Consider the following 25984-nt stretch of genomic DNA (forward strand, 5'->3'; position numbering starts at 1 on the left):
TTTTGTGAAATAATAAACCCTGAAGGAAAAATCAGATAGGGCAGAGGTCAGGATCTTCCTCCATACACTCCTGAAGCAGGCCTGAAAGGGCGGTTTTGTTGAAAGGGCTTCGCCCCGGAATAAGGATTATCAACTTATCGACAGGTTCATAGACCTTTATCTTCCTGCCTTTCCGGCTCCACCTGACCTCCGTGACCCGGATCAGGCCGGAATCAAGCAAAGCATCAAGGTGGTACTGGAGGGTGTTTAGCCGCAGGTCAAGCCCGCCTGCAAGCTCGCTTGCCGACATATTACCGGATTCCAGTAGCTGCAGGATTCTTATCGAAGTTTCGTTGGATAGGGTCTGTATGATTTTTCTGGAATCATTCGAAAGGGACAGTATCCGCAGATTTTCTTCGGAAGCTTGTGCTTGCATATCTGATCTTTGCATCCCTGACCCTCTTTTATTTCATTCCCTGCGAGCTCCGGGAATATTCCGGTTATTCATCAATCCTTTCAAAAAGGCATAGTACCGGTCGTTTCTCAGTATCAGGAGATAATACAGAAATGCCCCAATAGGATGCCAGAAAAACACCACCAGGGACCAGGTCAGTTTTTCAAACTCGCTTCCGGAGGGAAAGTACTCTACAGGGCGCCGGAGACAGTCAGCCAGCATTGCGGCCCAGAATATCAAAATTGTTAATATGACGACAACAAACAGCACCATACATTCGTCCTGTACTTTACAACCTTTTCTCTGAATATTCCTCTTATCGGGGAACCATACTAAGTTTTCCCGGCGGTTCCGGACAATTTAGGCGGTCTGTGCGGCCATTCAATTTGGAGCGTATATTTTTAATTTTTTAAATAAGACCAATGAAAATTGATTTCTTTTACATATACCTTTTATGGCCAAATCATCAAACTGTTTTTGGAACAATTAATGAATCTGGGATAAATACCGTCATTGTCTGGAACTTTTGCGGATATGAACTAAAGAAATATAAAAAGACAGCAAAGCATAAATAGTCAACGTTCGTATGTTTACACATGTTCCTTCCGGCAGGAGAAAAACAGTTCAAGTTCTGGGTCCTGCGCCGAAACGGACTCCCGAACATCAATATCGCTAAACAGTTCGGGGTCTCCAGGCAGGCGGTCTCCAGGGCCCTTCTCAGCATGGACAAGCGCATCGAAGAAACCCTGCTTGAGATGGCCCGGGCAAACCGGATAGAGGTGGAAAGAGTCAATCCGAAAAAGGGGGTACTCTTCGGGCATTCGGTTCCCTTCAAAGCCAGTGCAATCATCTTTATCTCGGCCAAACACGGGATGCAGGTCTGGTACGAACATGAGGGAGACTGCGGGTCCTGTGAGCGGTACAGGGAATGCATCGAACTGCTCTGGGACTTTGCGGAGGAGATGCAGATAAAACTCAAGAGCTCCGAGGACCCCACAAAAATTGCGGACGAATTGTTCGGGAAATTGAAGGAGATGACAGAAGAGGCCTGACTTAAGGCAGATAAAATAAGGAAGGGGAAACGATGAATGTATTTGCAAAAAGTATAAGGAAACTGATGGGGTGGTGTCCAAATGCAAAAACACTTGAAAACGACCCCTGGATCAACCCTGATAATTTTGAAACATATGATAGATCCGGAGGAGAAAAAGCTGATCGGTCCAGAGGAGAAAAAACCGGAAGCAATCTTAGCCGTATGAAAGGAATTGGATTGTTAATTACAAGTATAGGTACTTTTGCTGCGGCGTTGTCACTTGCTCTGGATTTAAAAGGTAACGTATCATCACTGATGGTAGGAGTAGGGACGCTCTTATTTTTAATTGGCACTCTCCTCTACATTAGATCCTGAGCAGCAAGGACTTTGCAGAGGAGATGCAGGTAAAATTCAAGAGCTCCGAGGACCCCACAAGCTTGCGGATGAGTTTTTCGGGAAATTGAAGGAGATGACAGAGTCGGAATGATTACGGTGGGAAAAATATGATTCCGGGTATGGAACAGTACATAAGGAAACTGATGGGCTGGTGCCCTTATGCAAAAACACCTGAAAACGGGTACCAAATCCCCTTTGAGAATTTTGAAGCAAATGCCTGGGAAGGAAGAGAAAAAGCAGGTACACCGGAAACCCTTTACGGGTACAGAAAAGCAAGCACCCGACTCCTCCGAATGAACGCGAGTTTTACTTTCCTGCATCCTGTGGTGCTTGCCATAATAGGCCTGAACCGGGGAGCGCTTCTTGCCGGACTTGGCATTTCCATGCTGTTTGGCATCTTCGACTGGAAGAAACAAATGAAAAGATATGATACCCTGGAAAAAGAACCTGTACTCGATTACTCCGGCAAGGTAAAGCTGTTTAAAAAATGGCACGGAATTCCGGGGTGCATATTTTTGCTCCTGATTTTTTACCTGTGGTATGAAATCAAGGCGTTTGCCCTGATGGATCTCTATTCTTTCGTTGCAGGCACTCTAGTTTTCCTCTGGTTCAGTTACCTGCAAATGATTTACTGGGAGCGGAAAAACCATAAAAAACTTTACTTCAAAAGTTGCGGGACTTGGAATACCTCGTATGCGGTCAGGGAGAAATGATAAATGCCTGTGAAACTTGTTGCTTTTGAGCAGATCAAAAAGCTGATGGGCTGGTGCCCAAATGCAAAAACTGCTGAAGCAGGACCCCGGATTAGCTCTGTGAATTTTGAAGCATATGATCGATCGGGAGAAGAAAAAGCAAGAAGTCCGACGGTTCCGAGCCAGCATTCCAGGCTTGATACCCAACTCCTCCTGCTACCAATTTTCTTTACTCCTGTTTACATAAACCTATTTCAAAAAGGCATAAATACAGAGGCTTTCCTTCTCGGCCTTTCACTTTCTTTACCAATATATCTGCTCGGCTGGAAAAAGCAGATGCATCAGTACAATGCCGCGAAAAAAAAACCTGTTGTTTCTCCTTCCTTTAGAAAATCATTATTCTGTGTTATCTTATTCCTGTTTTTGGGTTTTACTTTGCTCATAGCTTCCTTGCCTTATATTTCATCTCATGCGGCCCATCTTCTTAACGATCGGACACTGAATTCTTTTGCTTCAGGAACTCTGATTCCGATGTGGGGCTTCTATTTCCAGCTAATTTACTGGGAGAGAAAAAACCATATGAAAATGTATATGAAAAGAGAAAAGGGACAGCAAAAACTGTATGCCCTTGGGGAAAAGGGTGGGAAACTGTGAACCTGAATACCGAATACATTAAAAAGCTGATGGGATGGTGTCCCTATGCAAAAACCACTGGAGTAGGACCCCGGCTTAGTCCTGATAATTTTGAAGCAAATGATCGATCTGGAGGAGAAAAAGGGGATCGGCCAGGAAGAGAAAAGCCCTTGATAAAGAGAAATTCGAAACAATTTCTCATTTCATTTTTCGTTTCTATATGTATCATTATATCCGGTACTGCATCAACCATAATGGAATCATTTATGAATTTCGTTTTTGTGCTGATGGGGTTCGGACTTCTTTTAGACACGCTTTCTAAGTCTGAAACCAATGCAAAATCATCAAAATTGATGTCAATTTGCAGTGTTGTTTTTTGGAGTGCTATGTGTTTTGGACTGCATTTTTATTTCAAATCGTCTGGAAGTATTGTAACGGCAAAATTGTTTGTTTTGTTTGGCATATATGGAGCCGCTAAGGCTATTTATTCAACCGTTCCAATCATTAGGAAGAGAGCCCAGGGGTAAGCTATTTGAAATGTATTTTGTTGGAAATCCCGGCGGAGGAACAAACAGTTAATGGGGATAGATAAAGATGCATGTATTCATAAAAAGTATAAGGAAACTGATGGGGTGGTGCCCGAATGCAAAAACACTCGAAACCGGATCTCGAATTAGCCCTGCCAATTTTGAAGCATATGCTCAATCCGGAGGAGAAAAAGCCAGGAATCAGGGGATTCAGAGCCAATTCTCCAGGCTCTTTTCCAGGTTTGATGTCAGAATACTTCTCCCAACACTTTTCTTTACTTTTTATCTCATAAATTTGCTGTTCCAAAAGGGTGTAAATGTAGAGACTTTCCTTCTCGGCCTTTCACTTTCTTTACTTATCTATTTGCTTGGCTGGAAAAAGCAGATGAACAAGTACGATACCCTGACAAAAAAACCTTCTATTGTTTCTTCTTTTAAAAAAACATTCTTCCGGAATTTCTCAGTCATAATTTTGAGTTTGATTTTGCTCATGGTTTTCCTGCCTTATATCCGGTCTCATACAGCCCTTTCTCTTAACGCCCAGGCACTGTCTTCTTTCGTTGCAGGGACCTGGGTTCTGATGTGGGGAACTTATCTTCAGCTAATTTATTGGGAAAGAAAAAACCATATGAAAATTCATATAAAAAGCGAAAAGGGGTTCCAGAATATGTATGCCCTTGGAGAAAAGGCGGGAAAATTGTGAACCTGAATACCGAATACATAAAAAAACTGATGGGATGGTGTCCGAATGCCGGAGCAGCTGAAGCCAGACGGAATGTTAGCCTTGAGAATTTTAATTCTGATATTCCGGAAAGATCAAGGGGAGAAAACGGAGATCTGAAAAATCCGGGCTGGATCCGGAAAACAAGCATTCAAACCCTTCTAATTAATACTTTTCTTACACTTGTGTATATCCCGGTGATTAATCAGCTGGGTATAAACCTGAGCTTCTTACTCACTGGATCTTTTATCTCTCTGTTTTTTGTCATATTCTACTGGAAGACTCAAATGAAAAGATACGATTCCCTGATAAAACAACCGATAATTGACTATTCGAATAAGAAAAAACTGTATAATGTACTTTGTTATGTATTTTTGATTTTGATATTTAGCCTTTATCTTAAAAGCCAGGAAACTGCCCTGCAAGCAATATTTTCATTTATTGGAGGTATCGTGGTCGGAATGTGGCTTTTCTATTTCCAGCTAATATATTGGGAGAAAAAGAACCACAAAACGATCTATTTCAACAAAAGCTACGGGACATGGAAGAAATCATACATCATTCGGGAGAGAAAATAAATGCCTGCCAAAGCTGCTGCATTTGAGCAGATTAAAAAACTGATGGGATGGTGCCCGGCCTGCCAAAAAATAGAACCTGAAAAAGAGCAAACATTCTTTTTTGCAAACCAGGCCGCAGTTTCAGGTAAAATGGGAAACTCTCAGGATATCCTGACTTCAAACGTAACCTTTCCTGCAAATACCTCCCTCTTTGTCCTCCTGTTTACAGTAGGCTTCAACGTGCTCCTGAGGGTCGAAGACTTTTCCCTCTTTCTTGCCGGCCTCGTCCTGCTCAACGCAATATATTGCTGGCTTGCCCTCAAGACCTTCAACACGGTGGTCCGGACAGGTAGCAAAAGCCTGTACCTGCGGGGCTTCAGGCTGAAGGATTTTGAAATACCTTATGAGGAGATTGAAAGCGTTGGAGCATACAACATCGAAAAACGTTCAAAGAAAAGCTCCCTGATCCTGTGCATACTGGGAGGAATCGCCCTTTGCGTCGCCCTTGCCTATCCGGTTCTGGAAGGGGACTGGAGACCTGTTCTGCTTATAATATCCATTTTCCCCATCATCCTGTTTCTGCTGGCAAAGCAAAAAAGCCGGTATCGGGATCTGAATACGCGGCTTTACATAAAAACCAGGCACAAGAAGTGGTATGAGTGGACTCCTTACTATTCCTTAATAACGGACGAAGCTTCGGCTGCAGCGCTTAAGTCCCTTATTGAAAGGCACTCGGGGAGAAGGTAAAATGGTTTTTCTGGGATACTTCAGAAAACTGATGGGCTGGTGCCCGATGAAAGATTCCCTCAAAAAAGAAAGGCAGGAAGACTGTTTGCCAGGCTTTAAACCGGAAAATAGAAGTCTTCAGTTGAGTTCCTCTCCAGTAGGTCTGGAGGAAAACAGAATTCTTAAGGCGCATGTTAGCCTTTTTCCCGGATGGAAGCCTGTAATAATCATTCTCTTCGCAGCAGTAAGCTCCTTTCTACTATGGATATATAGCCATGAAAACTCTTTTTTATTTATCCTTTCAGAGCTGATTCTGTATTTACTTCTCGTAGTGCCATTACTTTCCCATTTTTCCAGTACTGTCGCGGTAATGCCTGAAAAACTCATAATCAAAAGACCTCTGCGTAAGCCCGTTGTGATTGAAAAAAGGGACATCAAGCAAATCTCGGTACCAAAGAACGATAACCATTCCCTGCGCTGGACGATGCGCTTATTTTACCTTGCTACCATTTCAATTATCCTGCTTCATGCCGTAGAAAGGATAAACAGGGATTTGCAGCTGGAAGAAGCAGCTACATTCTCCGCAAAACTCAGCCTATTTCTGGGAAAATTCCTGGTAGTTTCGTTTCTACTTGTGCTTTATTATATCTTCGAACTTCGAGCGCATTATCAGCGGGTCCTTAAAGTAACTATGCACTCAAACCTGAAAGTCTGGATATATACAGAAGAACCGGAAGAGCTTACCGCGATTCTCAAAAACGAAAAGGAATAAAAAAGGAGAGTAAAAAACAAGAATGAAAAGGAGTTGCCCTGAAATTGTGCTTTTTCAGAAGCTAAAAACACACAGGGAAAATCGAAAACAAACTCATTACTTTATGCTCTTGATAAACTGCTGCCAGCGCTTCTCATCAGCCACTTTCTGGGCCTTGATTATCCTCTTGAGTTCCTCGGCCGAGTCTTCGCCCCCTTTCCCCGCAAGCTTGTCCTTAAACTCCATCACCGCCCGCAAGAGCCCTATGGCTTCTTCATAGAGTGCTTCAGCTTCAGCCTTTGTAAGCTCCTCGGTCTCCAGCAGCTCCTCGTTTGCCTTTGCCCGGGCTTCGAGCTCAGGGAGGAGAGCCCTTATTTCGGTAGTTTCTTCCGGTTCCGGAAATTCCTTTTCCCCAAGTTTTCGGACCATCCCCCGCAGCCTGTACTCCTTTCCGTCGATTTCAACGCTTTCCGGGATTTTCTTCCCGACCCAGGCAAAATCGCTTCGGAGGCTCCAGAGCAGTTTCTTTCGCTCCGGTTCGGTGATCAATTCCATATCTGCGTTTTCCATCTCTTTCCCTCCCAGGAACATGTAAAGAATTTCCTTGAAATCTTGATAGGTTTCTATAGTTTCTCTTCCTGATTTCTTATTCCTTTCGATTCCTGTCCGAAAAGGCCGCTTCTACCTGCCGTTGAAAAGAATATTCAAAACTTAATATGCATTGATATATATTATTTGCTATTCATTGAACACATACTAATTATATTATTGGCTCCTCCCATACTGGTTTTGGATTTAAAATATGCGAAGAATTAAATAATTACACATATTATAATCTTCGGGGAAATGCAGCCTGCTGGTATTCAGGTTGGGAGCTTGGGGAAGATACACGACTATTCATTTTTCCTGTAGAATCTGGCAGTAGCTGAGCTTCCCAATAAATATTGAATGGGGGAATGAAAGAACTGAAACATCTAACTCGATTTTTATTGTTGATAACATGTGTAGGCTTGCTGATAGGGACAGCCTCTGCATGTTACAATGACTGCTTGAGTCCGGGGTACTGGAAGAACCATGATTGGCCTGTTGACTGCATCAAAATAGGAGGGGTTTGTTACACAGAAGACGAAGCAAAAGCAATTATGTGCCAGCCGGTAAAAGGCGACAAGACCATAACAATGTTCAAAGCACTGGTCGCCGCCAAACTGAACGAGGCAAATGGTTGTACAGTGACGTGCATATAGGAATGTATATAGGAGGCTGACTCCTGGATGGCATGCTATGGTCCGGTTGAAGAGAAGTGCGTAAAGGCAAACAGTTGTGCCTGGAAATGCGGAGAACCTCTCTACGAGTGCCTGGACGCTTACAACAACGGAAGGTACTGCTGCTATTGCTGCGATGATTAATACATCAGAAATTTAACTGAGAAAAAGTTCTAACGAACTAAAATGTGGAAAAGTTCTAACGGGATGAGGACCTAAATGTTATATAACCGGGGTTGAAACCCGGAAAATATTATCCTTCCTGCAAAGAACATAAAAAATAATTCAAAGGACCTCAGCGTGAAAAAACGCGGGGGTATTCCTTATTTTTATATAGTACCAGAGTTATCTGACTCAATGGGGCTTTTCGGAATTTTTTTCCTGACATTTTTTCCTAATTTTTTACTTCAGTCCTGCCGGGAATCACACCAGGTGTTCGGCAATATTCTCCGAGATAACGTGTTCGCAGTAGAGGCAGCGCAGGACCACCCCACCTTTTTCGGAGCGGATCACAGAAAATCTGGATTTTATGGGCTCAGTGCTGTTGGAGATGCAGTTCGGGTTTATGCAGCGGACCACGTCTTCTACGTAAGTCGGGAGGACTACCTTCTTTTTCTGGAGCACTACAAAGTCGCGGATGATATTGACGGTGGCGTTCGGGGCGATCAGGGAAATCCTGTTGAGTTCCTCAACATTGAGTTCCCGGCCTTCGACTTTTACTACGTCCTTCCTGCCCTTGGCCCCGGGAGCGTTCATGACAAAACTGACAGTGCCCCTGCAGTCCGCGGCAATTCCCAGGATGCGCAGGACGTTTAAGGCTTGCCCGGCCTTGATATGGTCAATGACAGTCCCGTTTTCGATCGCCTGGATTTTCAGGTTCTCTTTATCCGTCATTCAATCACCCCCATAGCCAGCGTAAGCAGTGCCATCCGGGTCGGGACGCCGTAGAATGCCTGCTGGAAGTAGCATGCATACGGGGTCTCGTCAACCTCCGGCGAAATCTCGTTGACCCTTGGCAGTGGGTGCAGGATCTTCAGGTCCGGAGCAGCATTTTCCAGAAGCTCGCCTGTGAGTTTCAGCCGGTTTTTCACCTTTTCGTATTCCTCCGGGTCAGGGAAACGTTCCTGCTGGACCCTGGTCATGTAAAGGACCTCGATATCCCCTATCACATCCTCAAAGGAATCGGTTTCCCCTACTTTGATGTTCTGTCTTTTCAGGTCCCGGACAATCTCTGCGGGCATCCGGAGTTCGGGGGGGGAGACGAAGGTCATTTCCGCTCCGTAAAGGGAAAGCGCATGACAGAGGGAGTGCACGGTCCGCCCGTATTTCAGGTCTCCCGCCATGGCGATTTTCAGGCCTTCGAGGTGGCTCTCCCTGCGGATGGTGTAAAGGTCGAGGAAAGTCTGGGTAGGGTGGTGGATAGACCCGTCCCCGCCGTTGATTATTGGCACACTTGCGAATTCCGAAGCCATGCGCGCCGATCCGTCCTGGGGATGGCGCAGCACAATCAGGTCGGCATACTTGCTGATCACACGGATGGTATCGGCAAGGTTTTCCCCCTTCATGACCGAACTTGCTTCCACGGACCCAAGATTGATAATCTGCCCCCCAAGCCTCTGGATCGCGGTTTCAAATGATAGCCGGGTCCGGGTGCTCGGTTCGAAAAAAAGAAGTGCGATGATCTTTCCGTCAAGAAGCCGGGACTTTTCCATCCCCCTGGCAACCGGTTCAAGTTTTTCAGCGGTGTCCAGCACGTGGTCGATTTCTTCTCGCGAAAAGTCTTTCATTGAGATGACGTGTCGGTTCTTAAATGACATCCGGTTTTCATAAAGGATTCTCTGAGATATAACCTTTGCTCCGAAAATTTAATGAGTGAGTTTTCATTCTTTATTTGCTTATTTTTCCACTTATTCTTCACTCATTTTCCACTCATTCTTCACTTATTTTCCACTCATTCTTCACTTATTTTTTCACTTCTTTGAGGAATTCAAGCCAGAGTTTAGCGTCCCTTACCCTCTGATCTGCAAATTTTTCCTGGAAGTGCTTCGTCCTTTCTTTCAGGCTTCCGTCTTCAATATCCCGGAGGTCCATTATCGCACGCAAAAGCCCTGCGGTTTCATGGTAAAGAGCCCTGGCTTCATCCCTGGTCAGGGCCATTTCTTCCAGCTCTTTTTCATCTTCCTCTTCCTTTCCGGAAATAAGTTTAATACAATTATCTATCTGTTCCTTCTCCTCCGGTGTGATTTCATCTTTCCGGATCAGTTCCCAGACGTACTCATGCAAAGGACAGTCTTTACCTTCGACCTCCACATGGTTCGGAATCCTCTGTCCGACCCAGAACAACCGGGAGTGCAGAGCCGAAAGCAATTGCCTCCGCTCTTCTTCGCTTATGTATTCCTTTGAGTTATGGTCCGTATTTTATCCCCCTGAACAGATTATTGTTCTACCTTAAAAAAATATCGGAAATGCCATTTTTACTGAAATCTTGTTGAAATCTTGTTGAAATCTTGTTGAAATCATAAACTAATCAAAAAATTAATTAAATGTTGGAATAAAACTTCGGGATAAAATGAAACTCAAGAAGTAATACAAAGAGTAATACGAATAAAAACAAAAAGCAATATAGATAATAAGACCCTACATACTAAAAAATGGAATATTAAATAATCCTTACAATAAAATTTACAGAGGGGAGCAGGTTCGGAAATGCTGCATTTCAAAAACTTGTAGTGTTTCCGGCTTCCCGCTTGAGGTGATAATATAGTTCTAATTCAGGTTGCACTTGATCTCCTTGAAATGGACCGCTCGGTTAAAATTGCACGGGAAGCAATCGCCGGGGGAGCTGACTGGATCGAAATCGGGACACCCCTGATTAAAAGCGAAGGTATGGATACAGTCCGCACAATGCGGAAAGCCTTCCCGGACAGGACGATCCTGGCCGACATGAAAACCGTAGATACGGGAGCAATGGAAGTGGAGATGGCGGCAAAAGCCGGAGCTGACGTTGCCATTGTGCTCGGAAGTGCTGACGACTCCACCATTCTTGACGCACTCCGGTCCGCCCATAAGTACGGGATCAGGCTGATGGCAGACCTTATCTCAGCCCCTGAGCCTGTAGGCCGGGCCGTGGAACTCGAGGCCCTTGGCGTGGACTACATCAACGTCCATGTAGGGATTGACCAGCAGATGATGGGCAAGGACCCTGTTTCCATTCTCATGGAAATTGCGGAGAAGGTAAATGTCAAGCTAGCGGTGGCAGGCGGGCTCGATGCGGAAAGTGCAGCCCAGGCGGTCAGGGCGGGAGCTGAGATCGTAATCGTCGGCGGGAACATAACCCGCTCGGACAACGTAACCGAAGCTGCCCAAAAAATCAGACAGAGCGTGGACGCCCCGGGCTCCATAGAGATCCGGGACAGGGGCACCCTGGATCAGGAGATCCGGGAGATCCTCATGGAAGTTTCCACCTCCAACATCTCAGACGCCCTGCACAGGAAAGGGGCGATGAAAGGCATCCATCCTCTCGTCAGGGGGAAGGTGGTCGGGACTGCAATCACGGTTCAGTCCTTTGCCGGGGACTGGGCAAAAACCGTGGAAGCCATCGACGAAGCAAAAGAAGGGGACGTAATCGTCATCTATAACGAATGCAAAGATATCGCCTGCTGGGGCGGGCTTGCGACCTTAAGTTCCCTGAACAAGGGCATTGCCGGAGTGGTCATCGAAGGTGCGGTCCGGGACATTGACGAGGTTGAAAAATTGGGCCTTCCTATCTACACGAGCAACACTGTCCCGAACGCCGGGGATCCAAAAGGTTTCGGGGAAATGAACGCCGAGATCACATGCGGTGGTCAGACTGTAAAGCCCGGGGACTACATCGTGGGCGACGAAAGCGGGGTCGTGGTGGTCCCGAAGGAAAGGGCTTACGAAATTGCCCGGAGGGCAAAAGAAGTTTACAAAACCGAAAACCGGATCTTCGATGAAATTCGGAGAGGTGGGACCCTTTCGGAAATCCTCGAACTCAAGAAATGGGAAAAACTTTGAAACCGGGAAAACTTTGAAACCGTAACAACTTTTAAATCAATTTTTTATAGCTGGATGAGTTTAAGGTCCTGCTGTGAAGGTTAAAAACAGTGCTGTGAAGGGCAGGAAAAACGGCAGGGAAAACAATAAAATTCGGGAAGAACAAAAATACTAAGGGAAACTGAAGAAAAATCAAAAAAATCCAGGCATGATAGAAGCGTTGAAACTGGCAGCTTGCCTGCCCTTCCTACTCTATTCTTCCTACTCGGACCTGAAGACCCGCAGGGTTTCTAACAGGGTATGGAAGCTCATGCTTCTTTCTCTTTCGGGGTTTGTGTTGTATGAAGCAGCCCAGGGAGGCACTTCCTATGTCATTAGGCTTCTTTTTTCTTTTTTCTTCATTTTTTCCCTGACATACCTCCTGTTCCGCCTAAAAGTCTTCGGGGGCGCGGATGCAAAAGCCCTGATTGTACTCTCGATCCTCATCCCGGTATATCCTGCCCTGGATCTGGGGGGGCAAAACTTTCCCCTGCTAGGGGTGGCCCCCCATGGGCTCTTTTCCCTGACTGTTCTTGAAAATGCCCTGCTCCTGACGGCTATTGTTCCCCTGGGGATTTTCTGCTATAACCTGTTCCATTTTTCCCCTGGCATGCTCAAAAAGCCCTTTTATATGCTCGTAGCCTACAGGATAAATTTAGGAGACCTGCCCCTGCTCCTGGAAAAAGGCAGGCGCATCCGGCTTATCGAACGTTTCGAATTCGATAACGGAAAGCTTGTACCTCACTTTACAGGCAACGGGATAGTTTTAAACTTTAATGCCCTCTCCCGGCTCGAAGCCCATGCCAGTAAGGGGCTCATGGAAAGCTTCATCTGGGTAACGCCGGGCCTTCCTTTCATGGTTCCCATAAGTGCAGGCTTTCTCACAGCCGTTGTCCTCGGGGACCTGGTCTTTCACTTTATTATTAAATTTATTGAATACTGGGCCCTCATATTCTGAATTTTTATTCGAAGCTTTGCCTCAGGAAAAAGAGAGCATTGTACGCAAATAAAGAGGGATAAGTGGAGTAATAGAGGGGATTTAAAAAAAGAAAATGTCTTAATTTTTTCAAATAGTATTGCAACCTTTTTATATTTGAAAATCAATACTTCATAATATTAATTTTGGAGATTTTCAAGAAATTTTTGGGCACAAGGTGAGAACATGAAGGGGGAAGACTTTCTAAGCGACGAAAGGGCCGTAAATCCGGGTGTGATTGTTGCTGCGGGAATAATCGGGATAGCCGTCCTTGCCGTCCTTGCAACAGCTTTTATGTTTGGTGAGAGTACGGAAAAAGCGGTTAGTTCTGGAAGATTAATTAAAATAGAAGTCAAAGTTCTCGACTCAAATACCCTTAAACTCGAACATCAGGGAGGAGACCCCCTTGATTTCGGAGAGGATACGAAGTTTCTTCTCTCCCGCGAAGAGGTTGAGTACGAACTATCTTTCCCCTCCGAAATATCTCAACTGGAAGTGGGAGACTCAATGGAAATCACCCTGCCCGAAGGGGCGGAACTGAAAAAAGGGGAAAGCGCCCTGCTCAGGATAAGGGACGTGAAGATAAGGAAAGACATCTTCAGGAAAGAGATAAGCTTCGACTGAAGTTTCAAAGAAAGAATGAAGGTTGAAAGGGTCATTCCAGCAGCCTGGAAAAAAGAAGAGCCTTTACCAGCTTCAGTTCCCCTTCAGAAAAGTTTTCCCCGAACCGGGTTTTTAAAAGGGAAGCAAACTCTGTTTCAAGTTCTTCAACTACTGTTTTAACTTGCTGCCGCTTATCCGGGGTGACAAAGCCGCCGATCTCACTGATTTTTCCGGCAAGGATCAGTTGTTCAAGCTGTTTGCAAACGGTTCCGGTCCCAAGCCCCCTTATTTCGGCAATCTCGCTTATTCCCAGGCCCTGCCTGCAAAGTGAGAAGGTCTCCTCAAGGGAGTCGGAAAGTCTTTCGGAAGCTTCGGGCCCGGACTTCCCGGAAGGGTCAGAACCTCCCCGAAGGGCAGGAGCTTTTCCAGTCCAGTCCTCGATGCTCGTTGCCAGAAGCCGGCTTTTTCTTGCGGGAGATACCGGGTTCCTGGCAGGCTCCTTTTTCCCGGATTCAGGCAAGAACCCGGCGGTTTCGGGGTCGAGTTCATTTTGAATCCCGTTTTGAATCCCATTTTGCACTTCGGTTAGCACTTTATTTTGAACTTCAACTCCCGTTCCACTGTCCGCCTCCGTTCCAAATTCTGTTCCAAATTCGGCTCTAAATTCGGTTACCAGGTTGGAACCTCGGTCAGGTTCGGGTTTCAAGCCTTTTTTGGATTCCAGGCTTTTTTTGGGTTCCAGGCTTTTTTCGGGTTTCAAGCCTTGTTTGGGTTCCGGGCTCATTCCTTCGGCTTTGTCCCGGGGAACTTCGGCATTTTTTACTTTCCCGGGCTCTCCCAGTCCGTAGTCCAGGCAGTAGTTTTCAATTTCCAGCAGGAAGACGTCCCCGTATTTCCGGAGCTTGTGATCGCCCACTCCGGTAATGGCATGGAAATCTTCATTGTTTTTCGGGAATTTAGTAGCCATTTCCTTCAGGCTCGTATCGGAAAAAATGATGTAAGGAGGAAGGTTTTTCTTTACTGCGATCTGCTTCCGGAGGGCTTTTAAGCGCTCGAAAAGGATGTAGTCGATATCCTCTCCTGATTTTGCCAGGTCCCCGGCTTCAACCGTTTCCTGGATCTCGGCAGCTTCTAAATGGTCTTCCGTCCCTTTCTCTGGCTTGCATTTTTTTCTTTTTGCAGCCTTTGCAGCCATTCCGGGAACAGGAATTCCGGAAGCGGGCATTTCCGGGGCAGCAATTTCAGGGGCAGGGGAGGGGGTGCCCCCGTCTTCAATTTCAGGCACGAACCCTGAAGGGCAGACGAGCTCCACTTTCTCGGAACCCCGCAAGATTTTCCTGCTCATGGCGTTGAGCTTCAGGAGGGGGTAACGGGCTCCGCTGACGTCCAGGAGACCGGTGTTGATCATCTCGGAGGCCAGGGTCTTCCACTGATCCTTAGTAAACTCCCTGCCGCTTCCGTGGGCCTTCAGGCGTTCATGGCGGTTCTGCTTGACCTTCTTATTTTTGGATCCCGTCAGGACGTCAATGGCATAATTCGTGCCGAAGCGCTGGTTGAGTTCCTGGACGCAGGCAATCAGTTTCTTTGCGGCTTCCGTCCCGTCAAAGGTCCCTTTCGGGTGGAGGCAGGTGTCGCAGTTTCCGCAGGCCTCGGGAAGAATCTCTCCGAAATATTCAAGGAGCGTTTGCCGCCTGCACTTATTGCTCTCACAGTAGGCCACCATCTGCCTGAGCTGCACCAGAGCGATGTCTTTTTCCTTTTCGTTCGTCTTCTGGTTTATGAAATACTCGATCTTGAAGCGGTCTCCCCTGCTGAAAAAAAGGAGGCACTCACAGGGACTGCCGTCCCGGCCCCCACGTCCGGTTTCCTGGTAGTAGCTCTCGAGGTTGCGGGGGAGGTCATAGTGGATAACAAAACGGACGTTGGACTTGTCAATTCCCATCCCGAAAGCAATGGTCGCAACGATAATGTCCGCGTCGTCCTTTATGAAGAGTTCCTGGTTCCTTGCACGCTCGGTATCGGAAAGCCCCGCATGGTAGGGAAGAGCCCTGAACCCTGCCCGGCTCAGTTTATTTGACAGGTTTTCCACATTGTTCCGGCTCTGGCAGTAGATAATCCCGGCTTCTCCCCTGCGCCTGCGCAGGTAGTCGGTGATTTCCGAGAAGGTCTCTTTTTTTGGCCTTACCTCATAGTAGAGGTTTCTCCGGTCGAAGCTTGCCACATAAGGCCCGGTTTCAGGGTCAATCTTCAGGCCAAGCTGGGTGATTATGTCTTTCTTAACCCTTTCCGTGGCTGTTGCCGTAAGCGCGATAACCGGTACGTCGGAAAAGCCCTTTTCCTTCCCCCTCAGAAGTTTCAGTTTCCTGTACTCGGGCCGGAAATCGTGCCCCCACTCGGAAATGCAGTGCGCCTCGTCGATTGCAAAAAGGTTGACCTTCCCTTTCTTCAAAAACGTAAGGGTTCCGGGCATCATGAGCCTCTCGGGCGCAACGTAGAGGACTTTCAGCCTGTTCTCAAGAAAAGCGTTTTTCACGTCCCGGATTTCCCTGGCACTCTGGGTACTGTTCATACAGGCCGCAGCAACCCCGTTGGCTTCCAGCCCGTCGACCTGGTCCTTCATAAGGGAAATCAGGGGCGAGACCACAACCGTTACCCCGTCCTGCAAAAGGGCAGGCAGCTGGTAGCAAAGAGACTTGCCTCCCCCGGTTGGCATGAGCACGAAAACGTCTTTTCCGTCCAGGACATCATTGACAATTTCTTCCTGCAGGGGACGAAAAGATGTATAACCGAAATACTGGCGGAGGATCGAATAAATATTAGCTGTCCTGAGGACCCCGGACTCAAGTTCGACCTTGCTCTCCCTCAACACATCGTAATCCACGCTTATACTTTCAATGTCCTCTGAAAACTCCATACTGCTGTGGTGTTTTCTGGCTTATTCTATTTAAGTTGCGGGTGTGTGGGGTGAAAGTATTTGAAAGGTTTGGCCCCTCTCCCTACATTCGCTAGGCGAATGTCCCACTCCAGTATAAATACTTTTGGAAATGTTGAAATAACAAAAGAGCTGCCTTTTGACCCCCATTTAATGTACAGGATACTTTCCTCCAGCTTTTCAAATTTTCAGGAGCTTTCCGGCTTTGCAGGACTGAGGATCTCCGAAAGTTTCACAGGCCTTGGTCCAATTTTCCGGGCCGTGTTCTCACTTTTGGGAGTGGTGAGCAGGACTTCCTTTACCCCCAGGATATCGGCGGTGGCCAGGATATCGGCGTCTTCGGCGGAAATTCCATACCTGGCCATGATTTCATGTACATAATCTATTTCCGTGTCAGCAACCATTATGCGGCCATTTTCAACCAGTTCGTGTACAGCTTCACCCAGTTTGCTCCTTTCAACTGGGCTTTTCCCCTCAACGGGGTTGCTCCCCTTGACGAGGTTTTCATCCCAGAGTTTGTTAAACTCATTCCTGCTGATAAACACGCTCCTCCCTCCGGTAAATAGAAGCCCAAACCCGTTTGTGCCGTAGATCTCTTTCAACTGACTGCTGCCTGTTACCAGCTGCTTTCCAGGCATTGGCGGCGAAAATAGCAGGAATTTCCTTCCGGCGGCCCCCAGCAGGAGCAGCAAAAGGGGAAGCAAAAAAGGCAACAAATTAAAACGGCTTTTTTCAGTTTCAACCCTTTCAACCCCAGTGGTATTCTCTTCATTCGTCCGGGGGACACTTTCGGCTTCAGGCTCATTCTCAGAGACAGGATAGATAGGCCTGATTATCCTGAGTCTCTCGCCATCCCCGCTGTGATGTCTGCTCCCCTCTTCATCCGGAACAACCAGGGGCATGCTATCTTCCTCATTGCTGTCTTCCTCATTGCTATCTTCCTCATTGCTATCTTCCTCATTGCTATCTTCCTCATTGCTATCTTCCTCATTGCTATCTTCCTCATTGCTATCTTCCTCATTGCTATCTTCCTCATTGCTATCTTCCTCATTGCTATCTTCCTCATTGCTATCTTCCTCACTGCTGTCCTCTTCGCCCGGAACGTCCGGGTCAACGACGACGTCCCCGGAACCTTCAGGCCCGAGGGATCCGCCAGGGGTATCGGAAGTTCCGCAAACAATGGAATTTATGACAAAACCCCCGCTTTCCGAAGCTGTGAGGGGCATGGAACTTCCGGATATCGTGCAGGGAATCGTATAGAAAACCTTTGCAAAGAAGACCGGGGTCCCCTCGTATTCGTATGTAAAGGAATCGCGCCAGCTTTCCCCGGGCCGGAGCCACAGGTCAGGAGCGTATTCCCGGATCAGTTTCGGTTCGGTGAGCATAAGGTCGGATACGTAGACTTCCACGCCGGAAAGCAAACAGTCAAAATCACTTGCGTCCTCGACCACAACCCCTACATTCCACTGGTCTGTCCCGACCTTTTGTTTTTCAACCGCAAAGCGGGTGCTTGTGACGGCAGAGAGGGAAATGTCCTTTGAAACCGTAAGGGAAGGGGTGGTAAACGAGAAGCTCGAGGGCTGGAGTACTATGTCGGAGACAGGGATGGTATTGAAAACGACAAGAAGGCTTTCTGCAGAGCCCGGGGAAACGCTGAAGTTTTCCCAGTGGAAGCTGTTCCCTGTCCTGTTCAGGCTCCCTGCCGAAAACGTAAGGCTGGCAAATTCCAGCTCTTCCGGAAACTCCCTGTCAAAAGAAAGGACGGAAATGTATTCGCTTCCCAGGTTGCTGATCTCCACCTGGAAAACAACTTCCTGTTCCATATCCCGGTAAAGGGTCAAAGGCTCAACTGTCTCTCTTACGGAGGGGAGCGGAACCGTAAACGGCCTGGGAGCTTCGTATGATACGGTCGTGGTGGACTTCGGGGGAAGCTCATTGATATGCACTCCCGAAGGTGTTATGCCGTCTCTGAAGCTGATGTTGATGTCCGAAACCGTATGGTCCGGGGAGGGGTTTGTGACGGACAGGGAACCTGTCACACTTCCGGAACCGTATGTGCCGTCCGGATAGAAGACCAGGTCGTTGACATACTCGGTAGCCTCAAGTTCCAGGGACAGGGCAGCGGCCTGAGGGCTGAGGAGCAGGAGTGCGGAAATTAGGCACAGGATAGAAACGAAGCGCATGATAAATACCGATCCGGTTCTCATTGCGGGTCCACCCCCACAACGAAAGCATCCTCCAGGGAATATCTTCCCGTTCCCGCAAGAGTGTAAGTCACGGTCCTGCTCTCCCCGGCAGCAAGGTCCAGGTTCCAGCAGTAGATGTTACCCTGGGAACTGCTGCAGGCAGGGGCAGGGTCTGCAAGTGTAAAGTTGTCCGGAAGGAGGTCATAGACCCTCAGGCCGCTTCCGTTGAAGTCCACGTGGCTTGTAAGGTTCAGGACTACCGAATAACTGTCAGGGGTAGCGCCCTTTTCAATCCTCTTGCTGACACTGAAATTAACGTAAGATTCGTTGACAGTGATGGTCACAGCTTCAGAATCGTTCATTTCCCCATCAGAGGCCGTGAACTCTACATGATACACCCCACTGTCCGTAAATCCGGGCATCCAGGTGAAAGTGTCCCCTGCCAGAGTCCCGAAACTTGCGTTGCTGCCGTATATTATCGGGTCCCCGTTAGGGTCTGTTGCTGACAGTTTTATTGTAAGCAGCTCGGACTCGTTTACCGTTCCGGGACCTATCGGAGAGAGGAAAGGGGGTGAGTTGATTACAGTGAAGTTTTCGGTTCGAGGATCTGCAGCGTTTCCGGAACTGTCGTTTGCATAGACGGTATAAGCCCGGGTCCCGGGAAGCAAACCTGAGCTGTCAAAGGAGTATTCATACATATCCGGGACGTTTCCTGTCCCGTTTACCTCCACATTATCCACGTAACAGTACTCTCCCTCCCCAATATCACACAGGAACCTTATTTTGAGATCCGAATTGTTTCCGGCTCCCGCAGGCAGCTCATAATTGAAACCGGTGGACTCGGTAACAACCGTTTGAAGCAGATTGGTCCACTGTGTCCCGTTATACCAGTCAACGGTAAGGTTTCCCCCTGTATCAAGTTCTTTGGTCCTTGCCTCAAACGAAAAAGTGACATCCTCATAGCCTGCCGTGTCTATGTTTTTTTCGATGGCGCTTACCCCGCCAGTATTCGTAGCAACTGCTTTGTTTGTCAGCCCGTCCGTCCCGACGGTCCAGGGGTTTCCCGATCCGGAACATGTCCAGTTCTGCGTTTCCAGACTTCCGGACTCAAAATCGTCAGCGAATAACCGTGCTTCAACACGCAGCCTGGACATTGTGTAATTTGTCCCTTCAATCTCCACCAGGACAGTCCCTACACCGACGTTTTCCGTGACGTTTGCAGTGAAGCTAATGTTTTCCCCCTGTTCGGCAGGGTCAGGGGAGGCAGAAATTAAGTTGATTATCGGGCTCAAGGCATCCGGGGTCTCAAAGCCCCCTCCACCTCCGGGCTCTTCGTCCCCGGGAGTTGTTTCTCCTCCCGAGGTGGGCTCCTGAACCGTGAAGTTTCCTTCTACAGGGACCGCTTCTCGCCCGAGGGTGTCGTTTGCATAGACCGTGTACATATATACTCCGGGGGACAGGGCAGAGGTGTTATATAAGTACTCAAAAGGCCTGGGAACTATTCTTTTTCCCTTTACTTCCACGTTATCGACACGAACAGAATCAGCGGAATTCGTGGAATAGCAGTTAAACCTCAGTTTGAACTCGGGATTGTCCCCGGCAGCGGCAGGCAGAGCGGAATTATAAAATAGGTCCGCATTCTCGATGAAGCTTGTGTTTAAAAGGCAGTTCCACTCTTCCCCATCATACCAGTCAACTGAAAAGTACTCAAGTTTGTCTGCGGAAAGGTCGCAATTGTAATAGAACGAGAGATTGATTTCACTATAGCCTGTGGTATCTATATCTGTCTCCACTGAACTTGCTCCTCCTCCGTCATTGTCAGTATTTGTGACCAGGAGGCTGTAATCCCCGGCATGAGCCTTATTTGGTTTGTAGTGTATGAACCAGGGATTACCAGAGCCGGAACATGTCCAGTTATTTGTTTCCAGGCTGCCGGATTCAAACCCGTCGAAAAAAAGTTCGCTTTCCGTGTTTACCCCTTCAGCAACGGTATTATTTATCCCCTCTATATTAACCAGGACACCGTTGACCTCAAAATCATCGATTACATCCACAGAAATTGTTATGTTTTCCCCCTGATCTACAGGGTCCGGAGAGGCAGAAATCGAGGAAATCCCGGGGATGCCGTCCACAACCGTGAAGCTGCCTGTCAGGGGGACGGCTTCATTTTCGGAACTGTCGCTGGCATGGACTGTGTAGCTGTAAACTCCCGGGGCCAGGCCGGAGGTGTCATAGAGATATCCGTAAGGTTCGGAAGGAATCCCCATGCCCGTTAACTCCAGGTTATCAATGCGGGCAGTATCCCCGGGACCCAGACTGCACCTGAACCTCAGTTTGAAATCAGGGTTGTCGCATGCCCCGTCCGGCAGGGAACTGTTAAAGTATGTATACTGGACGGTATGGTCGGTAAAATTAAAGATACTGTTCCACTGCTCTCCGTCATACCAGTCGATCGCAAAATACCCTGAGCCGCTCAGCCCGGAAACCCCGTAACAGAGGGAAAGGTTGAGGTTTTCATAACCTGCCGTGCCTATGTCTGTCTCTAATATTTTTTCTCCGGGCCCCGATGCCAGAGCATTAAATAACCCCTCATAGGCTTTGGATGTCCCTTCTTCGACCTGCCAGGGGTCTCCCGTTCCGGAGACCGTCCAGTTGTTTGTTGTCAGGTTTCCGGATTCGAACCCGTCAAAGAAGAGCAGGGTCCTGTTCATCCAGAGCTCCGGCAGGGACATCGGGTACCCTGTCCCGTTGATCTCGACCAGGACAGTTCCGACCTCAACGTTGTCCGTGACATCTGCTGTGATGGTAACGTTCCCCCCGCTTTCTACCGGGTCAGGAGTGTCCGAAACAGAGTTTATCACCGGTTTTGTAGTGTCGCCGGAAAGAGCGTAGACTTCAAAGCTGGCTGTGGCCGTCCCTGTTATGTTTTCATCATCATTTGCCGTTATGCTTAAGTTCTTCTGACCCGTGGAAACCGCCTGGTAATCTGTTGAGAAAAACCCTTCAGTTGCAGAGGTGCTGAGTGTAATGCCATCGATTATGATTTCGACCGAGGCGTTTGCAGGGTTTCCGCTAGCCGTGTCCGTGATGTCTCCTGAAATGGAAATGTTTCCGGGTAGGTATGACTCTTCAAGGTCAGGGTACACTGACAGCGTCCTTATGTCAAATTCCGCGGTTTCGGTGACATTTTCCCCTGAGACAAACACCGTATATGTCCCGAGGACCACTCCATGCTGTGGGGAATACTCTGCCGTATACCCGGTTTCTGAAGGGATGAGAGTCAGGCCCGTAACTGCCAGGGTCGGGAAGATTACATAAGCCGTAAGATTTGACCCGTTGAAAAATGTCTCGTTGACTGACACAAGTACGGTTTCTCCGGGGGAATAAGCCGTCCTGTCCACCCATACCGCCTGCTGGCTGCCTGAATCGGAGGCTGCGCACTGGAGCACGGTACATTGAAACATGAGTACCGTTAGTAACGCGAATATCAATGATATAGGAATCAATGATGCAGGAATCAATGATACGGGCTTCACCTGCTTGAAAAAACTGAAAACCATAAACTACAACCCCCCGACATTCCCCGATATTCAACAAGTACTGATTTAATTTACACTGTAATTATTCCCCACTGTCATCACTTTACTTTCCACTGCCTGTATGACCAGATACATATAATTCCGAACACCAGCCCCAGGCTTATGTTTGCCCACTTCACTGGGGAACGGGGAAGAGGCAGGCTGCTGTATTCAAAGTCCAGCTGCCAGGTTCCGTCTTCAAGGCCGCTTTGCATCCAGGTTACAGGATTTCCTGCGGAAACGGGTGGATTGTTGGAATATGAAACATGCCTATTTCCGCCGAGATCGGCCCTTATCAGGGCATTTTTTATGGGAATGCTTGAAGGCTGCACAGTATATGTTATGTGGTCAAAAAGCAGCCCTTTCTCGACGATTTCATCCGTGGTGTATTCTATTATTATTGTCCTGCACTCCCCTGGCATGACAGGGGTCCAGAACCCGTACCTGACAGTGGTAGCTTCTTCTTCCTCCGTTACCAGGATGTCCGTAACCCGGGTCCCGTCATCCAGTCTTGCTGAAACATCCCGGATTCTCAGGCCTCTGAGGCCTCCTTCAATGGGCAGGGGCAGGCCAAAGACCGTGGAACTCTGCTCCTTGCTCAGGGATATATATCCGTAACCCGGAACAACCGGTTTGTCTATGACATTCTTGATCGTGAGTTCTTCTGTTACGCGGGTTGTTGCGGAATCTACCTTGATGGTCACATCGTAATGGTCCCATACCTCCACAGCGTCCCCTGCGCTTGCAACTGCTCCCAGCTGGCAGCCCATAAGTATGCCCAGAAAGAGCATACTTATGGATATTTTTGCCCTTGTTCTTATTTGCAACACACCCAATTATTTAGTATTTATTTAAGCAAGGGAAAAGCATCTTCATAAAAAATCTTGCATAACTTCTATATAATTTTTACTCAATTGGGAAACATAAATGGAAATTTCCGGGGGGAAATGAATTCTTCAAAAAATAATTGCATAATTAGCTTCCCGGGTATTCGAGATAAAAATAATGTAAAAACATAGGCTTCCGGCTTTGAAGGCAAGAAACTTAATTATCTTGCCTACAGAATAAATAAATTAGTCCATATTCATGCCAAATAAGTTTATATAGTTACAATGCTCAACTCTTAGTACTAATCGCCAAAGTACAAAATTTAATATTCGGATCCGAACTTCAACTCGGGTCAAATCGGTATACTTAGCCATGTTTGCATGCACAACCATCATTCAGTCCTGAAATCATATGGTTTGGGGGGCATTCAGTCATGGACAATAGTGGGGGAGACATATGGGAAATAGTCCTACTGTAAAGAATAGACTTACTGTAAAGAATAGATATTCTGTAAAGTACAGTTTTTTCTGTGCTTTCACCGTACTGATAATGCTAGTTCTCCTTTCTTTTCCGGCTTCTGCAACCGCAGTCCTGAATATCCGGGTCACGGAATCAATAAACCTGACGGACGAATTCGACGGGACCACACTCACGCAGGGAGCGCCGACAGGGGAAGGGGAAATCAACATAACAAACATGCTGACAACGGAACTTTATGACATTTCCCTGAACTTCAGTGAAGGGGGCAGTTCCGGGTGGGCCGTGTCCACAGGAAACAGTGTCGACCTTGACACTACCGGGGACGGCTATGTCATAATCCATATCAATTCCCTTGCCGCAGAGGAACCGGCTAGATCGGCAATCATAACTTACAGCTGCACAGGTTCAAGGCCTGTGAATTTCAGTGAAAGCTATAACACAAGCAAGATCCTTGCGGGTGGAAGCATTAACGTTTCTCTGACACTGGAAAATAACGCAAGTTCAGCTATCACCGGCATCCAGCTTATCAAGACTGCTGCGGATAATGATACCGACTCAACCGCAGATTTCAACTTTTCAGAAGCTTTAGCGGATGTCGGGAATCCTTCGATAACAGGTGGAAACGTGCTTACCTGGGACCTCGCAACGCTTGGCATAGGGTCAACTGCCACACTCAACTTCACAGCATCCGATAACGACCCGGATGTTCATAACAACGGGGGCTTCCAGAGTTCAATTCCATATTATCTCGGGAATTCCACCCTTCAATTCACAATTAATGATGGAAATGAATCCGGCAGTGGAGTAGGGTTGAACGAGGAGCCGACAGCTACCACCTCGAATATCGAAATTTCCCTCCAGAAAGAACAGCTGAGTCCGGACGATGGGGGGGATGGAAATGATTGGGGATTCACCCCAACAATCGAAAACACCGATACTGATGAAATAAGTTTCAGCATATCCTCCGTAAACCTGTACGTCACCAACAGCACAGCCCTTCAGGACACTTCGGCTGTCAATTCTACGTCATATACCTCCGAGACAATCTCAAACGGGGAGACATGGACTAAGGATGAGTGGAAGATATATGACTTCCCCGACCCTGTCCCTGTGGGCTGGATTGATGTGGACCTTTCAGTGGACCTGTCGGATGGAGGCGGACAGCTTTCCGAAAGCTACTCGACTACCAATGGAGCATATGAACTTATTGAGAAAATATACATCATCAATGGGTATCTTGTCGAAGCGAAGAAGTCCATAGCCAGGAACATGACCTATGATGACCAGTATGACATAACCCTCCGGGTTCACAACCTGGGTAATCTAGAAACGCCTCCGAACGTATATGTGTACGATATCATCCCGAATGGGTTCGAAATGGTATACAATGAAACGGATCCTGATGGGCATACGGGCGTCATGTCTCCAATCCAGGGAGATGCTTACTGGTGGAATGTGGGTCCCCTGGAACCTGAAGGCACACCCGGAAACCAGACCTATATCAACTATACAGTACAGGGTACCGGCACCTACAGGCTAACCGAGCTTTTCATCCTGGGTATTGACCCGAGCTATTCCCTGAACATGCAGAGCACACCTGAACTGAAAACAGGGGCAAGGGTAGTTTCGGGTTCCGGAGTGAAATCCGTCGTGAGCGTATTAATGATGAGCTCTCTTCTCCTGGGTATGGTGGGGCTCAGAAGAAAAAAGAGAGAAAATTAACCCGAAAAAGGGTTTGAAGGAGGTTTAACAGGAGAGTAACAGGGTAGTTACCATACAAGCTCAGTCTGTGCCATCAGGGTGCAGGCGGAGGGAAATGCAGGGGGATAAAAGGAATACTACCCTGAAAAACTCCTCCTACCTCCCCCATTTTAAAAACATTTTTTTATTTTTAGTCCTCGTTCCTTAGCCTTTTATTCATTCCGATATTCCAAACCTTTTTTTCAGGTAATATCCCGAATAGATAGCTCCCGCAGGGTTATGAGTGAGCACCCGGTCTTTGACAATGAACGTTGTCACCGGCGCTTCGGAGTTCTGGGTAAAAAGGATATCATGCCCGATGCAGAGTCCGACTATGATATTCAGGTCAGTTTCACTTTCATTCAGGACTTTTGCCTGGCCTATGGGATTGCAGGTTGCTTCAAACCCTTTCCCGTATAACTTCTCGAGACCGAAAGCTTCCTTGTCAAGGCCGCAGACCTTGCAGCAGACCGAAAATACCTCGAAATCCCGAGCAAGAATTTTGTGGATGGTTTTTGCTTCCCTTTCAAGCCCTATGCAAAAAGCAATCCCGAGCTTTTTGTAGCCCATCTTCTGTGCGTAAAGGATGAGTTCTTCAAGCCTGGTCTTTTCCATATAGTAGTGGGCCTCGATCTCAGCTGAGACCTGCATAGAATCCAGGTCCCCGCCTTCGTAGGAAATCTCGTCTTTGATGCTCGTGCAGTCTTTTCCTTTATAGCATTTTTTTTCATCACAGAGTGCGCACTTCATATTTTTGCTCCTTGTTAGAATGATCTGACATGCTGGTCTGCAAGGAACATGATAAAAGTATTCCTGGATTTTTTGTAGCAGGTAAAGGTTCAGAAACAAAACACAAACATCTAAGAAAATGATG

The 25984-nt window shown here is 47.4% G+C and carries 26 protein-coding genes; 15 read left to right on the top strand and 11 right to left on the bottom strand.

Going from position 1 to position 25984, the window contains the following annotated elements:
• Positions 1–31 precede the first annotated feature (31 nt).
• Together MSMTP_RS01035 and MSMTP_RS01040 are read right to left on the bottom strand one after the other, a co-directional pair.
• Complete coding sequence (locus tag MSMTP_RS01035) at positions 32–430, bottom strand: transcriptional regulator (protein ID WP_048177212.1); 399 nt, start codon at positions 428–430, stop codon at positions 32–34.
• Between the two features lie 18 nt (positions 431–448).
• The gene (locus tag MSMTP_RS01040; RefSeq protein ID WP_048177213.1) at positions 449–706 is read right to left on the bottom strand and encodes a PLDc N-terminal domain-containing protein; all 258 of its coding nucleotides are present in this window, start codon (positions 704–706) and stop codon (positions 449–451) included.
• Between the two features lie 323 nt (positions 707–1029).
• Here MSMTP_RS01040 and MSMTP_RS01045 point away from each other — a divergent pair, with 323 nt between their 5' ends.
• From MSMTP_RS01045 to MSMTP_RS01085, 9 genes are all read left to right on the top strand, one after another.
• Complete coding sequence (locus MSMTP_RS01045; RefSeq protein WP_048177214.1) at positions 1030–1485, top strand: hypothetical protein; 456 nt, start codon at positions 1030–1032, stop codon at positions 1483–1485.
• A gap of 32 nt (positions 1486–1517) precedes the next feature.
• Positions 1518–1841: a DUF1673 family protein gene (locus tag MSMTP_RS19840; RefSeq protein ID WP_048177216.1), complete on the top strand. Its 324-nt coding sequence runs from the start codon at positions 1518–1520 to the stop codon at positions 1839–1841.
• A 128-nt stretch (positions 1842–1969) separates the two neighbouring features.
• On the top strand, positions 1970–2575 hold the full coding sequence (locus MSMTP_RS01055) for a DUF1673 domain-containing protein (protein WP_052718240.1): 606 nt from the start codon (positions 1970–1972) through the stop codon (positions 2573–2575).
• A gap of 3 nt (positions 2576–2578) precedes the next feature.
• On the top strand, positions 2579–3208 hold the full coding sequence (locus MSMTP_RS01060; RefSeq protein ID WP_048177217.1) for a DUF1673 domain-containing protein: 630 nt from the start codon (positions 2579–2581) through the stop codon (positions 3206–3208).
• The gene (locus MSMTP_RS01065) at positions 3205–3714 is read left to right on the top strand and encodes a DUF1673 family protein (protein ID WP_048177220.1); all 510 of its coding nucleotides are present in this window, start codon (positions 3205–3207) and stop codon (positions 3712–3714) included. The genes MSMTP_RS01060 and MSMTP_RS01065 overlap by 4 nt, the downstream gene beginning before the upstream one ends.
• A gap of 100 nt (positions 3715–3814) precedes the next feature.
• Positions 3815–4417: a DUF1673 domain-containing protein gene (locus tag MSMTP_RS01070; RefSeq protein ID WP_231582980.1), complete on the top strand. Its 603-nt coding sequence runs from the start codon at positions 3815–3817 to the stop codon at positions 4415–4417.
• Positions 4414–5013, top strand: a complete 600-nt coding sequence (locus MSMTP_RS01075) for a DUF1673 domain-containing protein (RefSeq protein WP_048177223.1) — start codon at positions 4414–4416, stop codon at positions 5011–5013. Before MSMTP_RS01070 ends, MSMTP_RS01075 begins: the two co-directional genes overlap by 4 nt.
• Positions 5014–5739, top strand: coding sequence for a DUF1673 family protein (locus MSMTP_RS01080; protein ID WP_048177225.1), 726 nt, complete (start codon positions 5014–5016; stop codon positions 5737–5739).
• Between the two features lie 46 nt (positions 5740–5785).
• Positions 5786–6490 carry a DUF1673 family protein gene (locus tag MSMTP_RS01085; protein ID WP_231582981.1) on the top strand — a complete coding sequence of 235 codons (705 nt, stop codon included), beginning with the start codon at positions 5786–5788 and terminating at the stop codon, positions 6488–6490.
• Between the two features lie 96 nt (positions 6491–6586).
• Here the strand turns inward: MSMTP_RS01085 and MSMTP_RS01090 are convergent, their stop codons facing one another.
• Complete coding sequence (locus MSMTP_RS01090) at positions 6587–7039, bottom strand: DUF5788 family protein (protein ID WP_231582866.1); 453 nt, start codon at positions 7037–7039, stop codon at positions 6587–6589.
• A 422-nt stretch (positions 7040–7461) separates the two neighbouring features.
• On the opposite strand from MSMTP_RS01090, the gene MSMTP_RS01095 reads away from it, so the two are divergent.
• Together MSMTP_RS01095 and MSMTP_RS20120 are read left to right on the top strand one after the other, a co-directional pair.
• Positions 7462–7713, top strand: coding sequence for a hypothetical protein (locus MSMTP_RS01095; RefSeq protein WP_156153631.1), 252 nt, complete (start codon positions 7462–7464; stop codon positions 7711–7713).
• A 27-nt stretch (positions 7714–7740) separates the two neighbouring features.
• Positions 7741–7875 (top strand): hypothetical protein, encoded by a 135-nt coding sequence (locus tag MSMTP_RS20120; protein ID WP_255350997.1) that lies wholly within the window; start codon positions 7741–7743, stop codon positions 7873–7875.
• Between the two features lie 279 nt (positions 7876–8154).
• Here the strand turns inward: MSMTP_RS20120 and pyrI are convergent, their stop codons facing one another.
• From pyrI to MSMTP_RS01110, 3 genes are all read right to left on the bottom strand, one after another.
• Positions 8155–8625 (bottom strand): aspartate carbamoyltransferase regulatory subunit, encoded by a 471-nt coding sequence (gene pyrI, locus MSMTP_RS01100; protein ID WP_048177231.1) that lies wholly within the window; start codon positions 8623–8625, stop codon positions 8155–8157.
• The gene (pyrB, locus tag MSMTP_RS01105; RefSeq protein WP_048177232.1) at positions 8622–9548 is read right to left on the bottom strand and encodes an aspartate carbamoyltransferase; all 927 of its coding nucleotides are present in this window, start codon (positions 9546–9548) and stop codon (positions 8622–8624) included. Before pyrB ends, pyrI begins: the two co-directional genes overlap by 4 nt.
• A 145-nt stretch (positions 9549–9693) precedes the next feature.
• On the bottom strand, positions 9694–10122 hold the full coding sequence (locus MSMTP_RS01110; protein WP_048177234.1) for a DUF5788 family protein: 429 nt from the start codon (positions 10120–10122) through the stop codon (positions 9694–9696).
• A gap of 378 nt (positions 10123–10500) precedes the next feature.
• On the opposite strand from MSMTP_RS01110, the gene hxlA reads away from it, so the two are divergent.
• The 3 genes from hxlA to MSMTP_RS01125 all read left to right on the top strand — a co-directional run bounded on the left by hxlA (position 10501) and on the right by MSMTP_RS01125 (position 13387).
• Positions 10501–11769 carry a 3-hexulose-6-phosphate synthase gene (gene hxlA / locus MSMTP_RS01115; protein ID WP_255351029.1) on the top strand — a complete coding sequence of 423 codons (1269 nt, stop codon included), beginning with the start codon at positions 10501–10503 and terminating at the stop codon, positions 11767–11769.
• A 187-nt stretch (positions 11770–11956) separates the two neighbouring features.
• Positions 11957–12745 carry an A24 family peptidase C-terminal domain-containing protein gene (locus MSMTP_RS01120; protein WP_048177236.1) on the top strand — a complete coding sequence of 263 codons (789 nt, stop codon included), beginning with the start codon at positions 11957–11959 and terminating at the stop codon, positions 12743–12745.
• A gap of 204 nt (positions 12746–12949) precedes the next feature.
• A complete protein-coding gene (locus tag MSMTP_RS01125) occupies positions 12950–13387 on the top strand; it encodes a type IV pilin N-terminal domain-containing protein (protein ID WP_048177238.1) in 438 nt (145 codons plus the stop codon).
• 31 nt (positions 13388–13418) lie between these two features.
• Here MSMTP_RS01125 and recQ read toward each other — a convergent pair whose 3' ends face one another.
• The 4 genes from recQ to MSMTP_RS01145 all read right to left on the bottom strand — a co-directional run bounded on the left by recQ (position 13419) and on the right by MSMTP_RS01145 (position 22889).
• Positions 13419–16280 (bottom strand): DNA helicase RecQ, encoded by a 2862-nt coding sequence (gene recQ, locus MSMTP_RS01130; RefSeq protein WP_082090446.1) that lies wholly within the window; start codon positions 16278–16280, stop codon positions 13419–13421.
• 206 nt (positions 16281–16486) lie between these two features.
• Positions 16487–18505 (bottom strand): hypothetical protein, encoded by a 2019-nt coding sequence (locus MSMTP_RS17795; protein ID WP_052718241.1) that lies wholly within the window; start codon positions 18503–18505, stop codon positions 16487–16489.
• Positions 18502–21948, bottom strand: coding sequence for a hypothetical protein (locus MSMTP_RS01140; RefSeq protein ID WP_048177240.1), 3447 nt, complete (start codon positions 21946–21948; stop codon positions 18502–18504). Before MSMTP_RS01140 ends, MSMTP_RS17795 begins: the two co-directional genes overlap by 4 nt.
• A gap of 173 nt (positions 21949–22121) precedes the next feature.
• The gene (locus MSMTP_RS01145; protein ID WP_156153632.1) at positions 22122–22889 is read right to left on the bottom strand and encodes a hypothetical protein; all 768 of its coding nucleotides are present in this window, start codon (positions 22887–22889) and stop codon (positions 22122–22124) included.
• A 457-nt stretch (positions 22890–23346) separates the two neighbouring features.
• Between MSMTP_RS01145 and MSMTP_RS01150 the strand changes: the two genes are divergently transcribed.
• Complete coding sequence (locus MSMTP_RS01150) at positions 23347–25092, top strand: hypothetical protein (protein WP_048177243.1); 1746 nt, start codon at positions 23347–23349, stop codon at positions 25090–25092.
• 195 nt (positions 25093–25287) lie between these two features.
• Here the strand turns inward: MSMTP_RS01150 and MSMTP_RS01155 are convergent, their stop codons facing one another.
• Positions 25288–25860 (bottom strand): DUF1847 domain-containing protein, encoded by a 573-nt coding sequence (locus MSMTP_RS01155; RefSeq protein WP_048177246.1) that lies wholly within the window; start codon positions 25858–25860, stop codon positions 25288–25290.
• Between the last annotated feature and the right edge of the window lie 124 nt (positions 25861–25984).

It is taken from the genome of Methanosarcina sp. MTP4 (assembly GCF_000970045.1).
Lineage (GTDB): Archaea > Halobacteriota > Methanosarcinia > Methanosarcinales > Methanosarcinaceae > MTP4.

Excerpts from the sequence above, each read along its gene's own strand:
- pyrI (WP_048177231.1), bottom strand. The coding sequence starts at position 8,625 with ATGACGGATAAAGAGAACCTGAAAATCCAGGCGATCGAAAACGGGACT.
- MSMTP_RS01155 (WP_048177246.1), bottom strand. The coding sequence starts at position 25,860 with ATGAAGTGCGCACTCTGTGATGAAAAAAAATGCTATAAAGGAAAAGAC.
- MSMTP_RS01140 (WP_048177240.1), bottom strand. The coding sequence starts at position 21,948 with ATGTTTCAATGTACCGTGCTCCAGTGCGCAGCCTCCGATTCAGGCAGC.
- MSMTP_RS01070 (WP_231582980.1), top strand. The coding sequence starts at position 3,815 with ATGGGGTGGTGCCCGAATGCAAAAACACTCGAAACCGGATCTCGAATT.
- MSMTP_RS19840 (WP_048177216.1), top strand. The coding sequence starts at position 1,518 with ATGAATGTATTTGCAAAAAGTATAAGGAAACTGATGGGGTGGTGTCCA.
- MSMTP_RS01080 (WP_048177225.1), top strand. The coding sequence starts at position 5,014 with ATGCCTGCCAAAGCTGCTGCATTTGAGCAGATTAAAAAACTGATGGGA.
- MSMTP_RS01040 (WP_048177213.1), bottom strand. The coding sequence starts at position 706 with ATGGTGCTGTTTGTTGTCGTCATATTAACAATTTTGATATTCTGGGCC.
- MSMTP_RS01055 (WP_052718240.1), top strand. The coding sequence starts at position 1,970 with ATGATTCCGGGTATGGAACAGTACATAAGGAAACTGATGGGCTGGTGC.
- MSMTP_RS01085 (WP_231582981.1), top strand. The coding sequence starts at position 5,786 with ATGAAAGATTCCCTCAAAAAAGAAAGGCAGGAAGACTGTTTGCCAGGC.
- MSMTP_RS01045 (WP_048177214.1), top strand. The coding sequence starts at position 1,030 with ATGTTCCTTCCGGCAGGAGAAAAACAGTTCAAGTTCTGGGTCCTGCGC.
- pyrB (WP_048177232.1), bottom strand. The coding sequence starts at position 9,548 with ATGTCATTTAAGAACCGACACGTCATCTCAATGAAAGACTTTTCGCGA.
- recQ (WP_082090446.1), bottom strand. The coding sequence starts at position 16,280 with ATGGAGTTTTCAGAGGACATTGAAAGTATAAGCGTGGATTACGATGTG.
- MSMTP_RS01060 (WP_048177217.1), top strand. The coding sequence starts at position 2,579 with ATGCCTGTGAAACTTGTTGCTTTTGAGCAGATCAAAAAGCTGATGGGC.
- MSMTP_RS01125 (WP_048177238.1), top strand. The coding sequence starts at position 12,950 with ATGAAGGGGGAAGACTTTCTAAGCGACGAAAGGGCCGTAAATCCGGGT.
- MSMTP_RS01120 (WP_048177236.1), top strand. The coding sequence starts at position 11,957 with ATGATAGAAGCGTTGAAACTGGCAGCTTGCCTGCCCTTCCTACTCTAT.
- MSMTP_RS01150 (WP_048177243.1), top strand. The coding sequence starts at position 23,347 with ATGGGAAATAGTCCTACTGTAAAGAATAGACTTACTGTAAAGAATAGA.
- MSMTP_RS01090 (WP_231582866.1), bottom strand. The coding sequence starts at position 7,039 with ATGGAAAACGCAGATATGGAATTGATCACCGAACCGGAGCGAAAGAAA.
- MSMTP_RS01035 (WP_048177212.1), bottom strand. The coding sequence starts at position 430 with ATGCAAAGATCAGATATGCAAGCACAAGCTTCCGAAGAAAATCTGCGG.
- MSMTP_RS20120 (WP_255350997.1), top strand. The coding sequence starts at position 7,741 with ATGGCATGCTATGGTCCGGTTGAAGAGAAGTGCGTAAAGGCAAACAGT.
- MSMTP_RS17795 (WP_052718241.1), bottom strand. The coding sequence starts at position 18,505 with ATGAGAACCGGATCGGTATTTATCATGCGCTTCGTTTCTATCCTGTGC.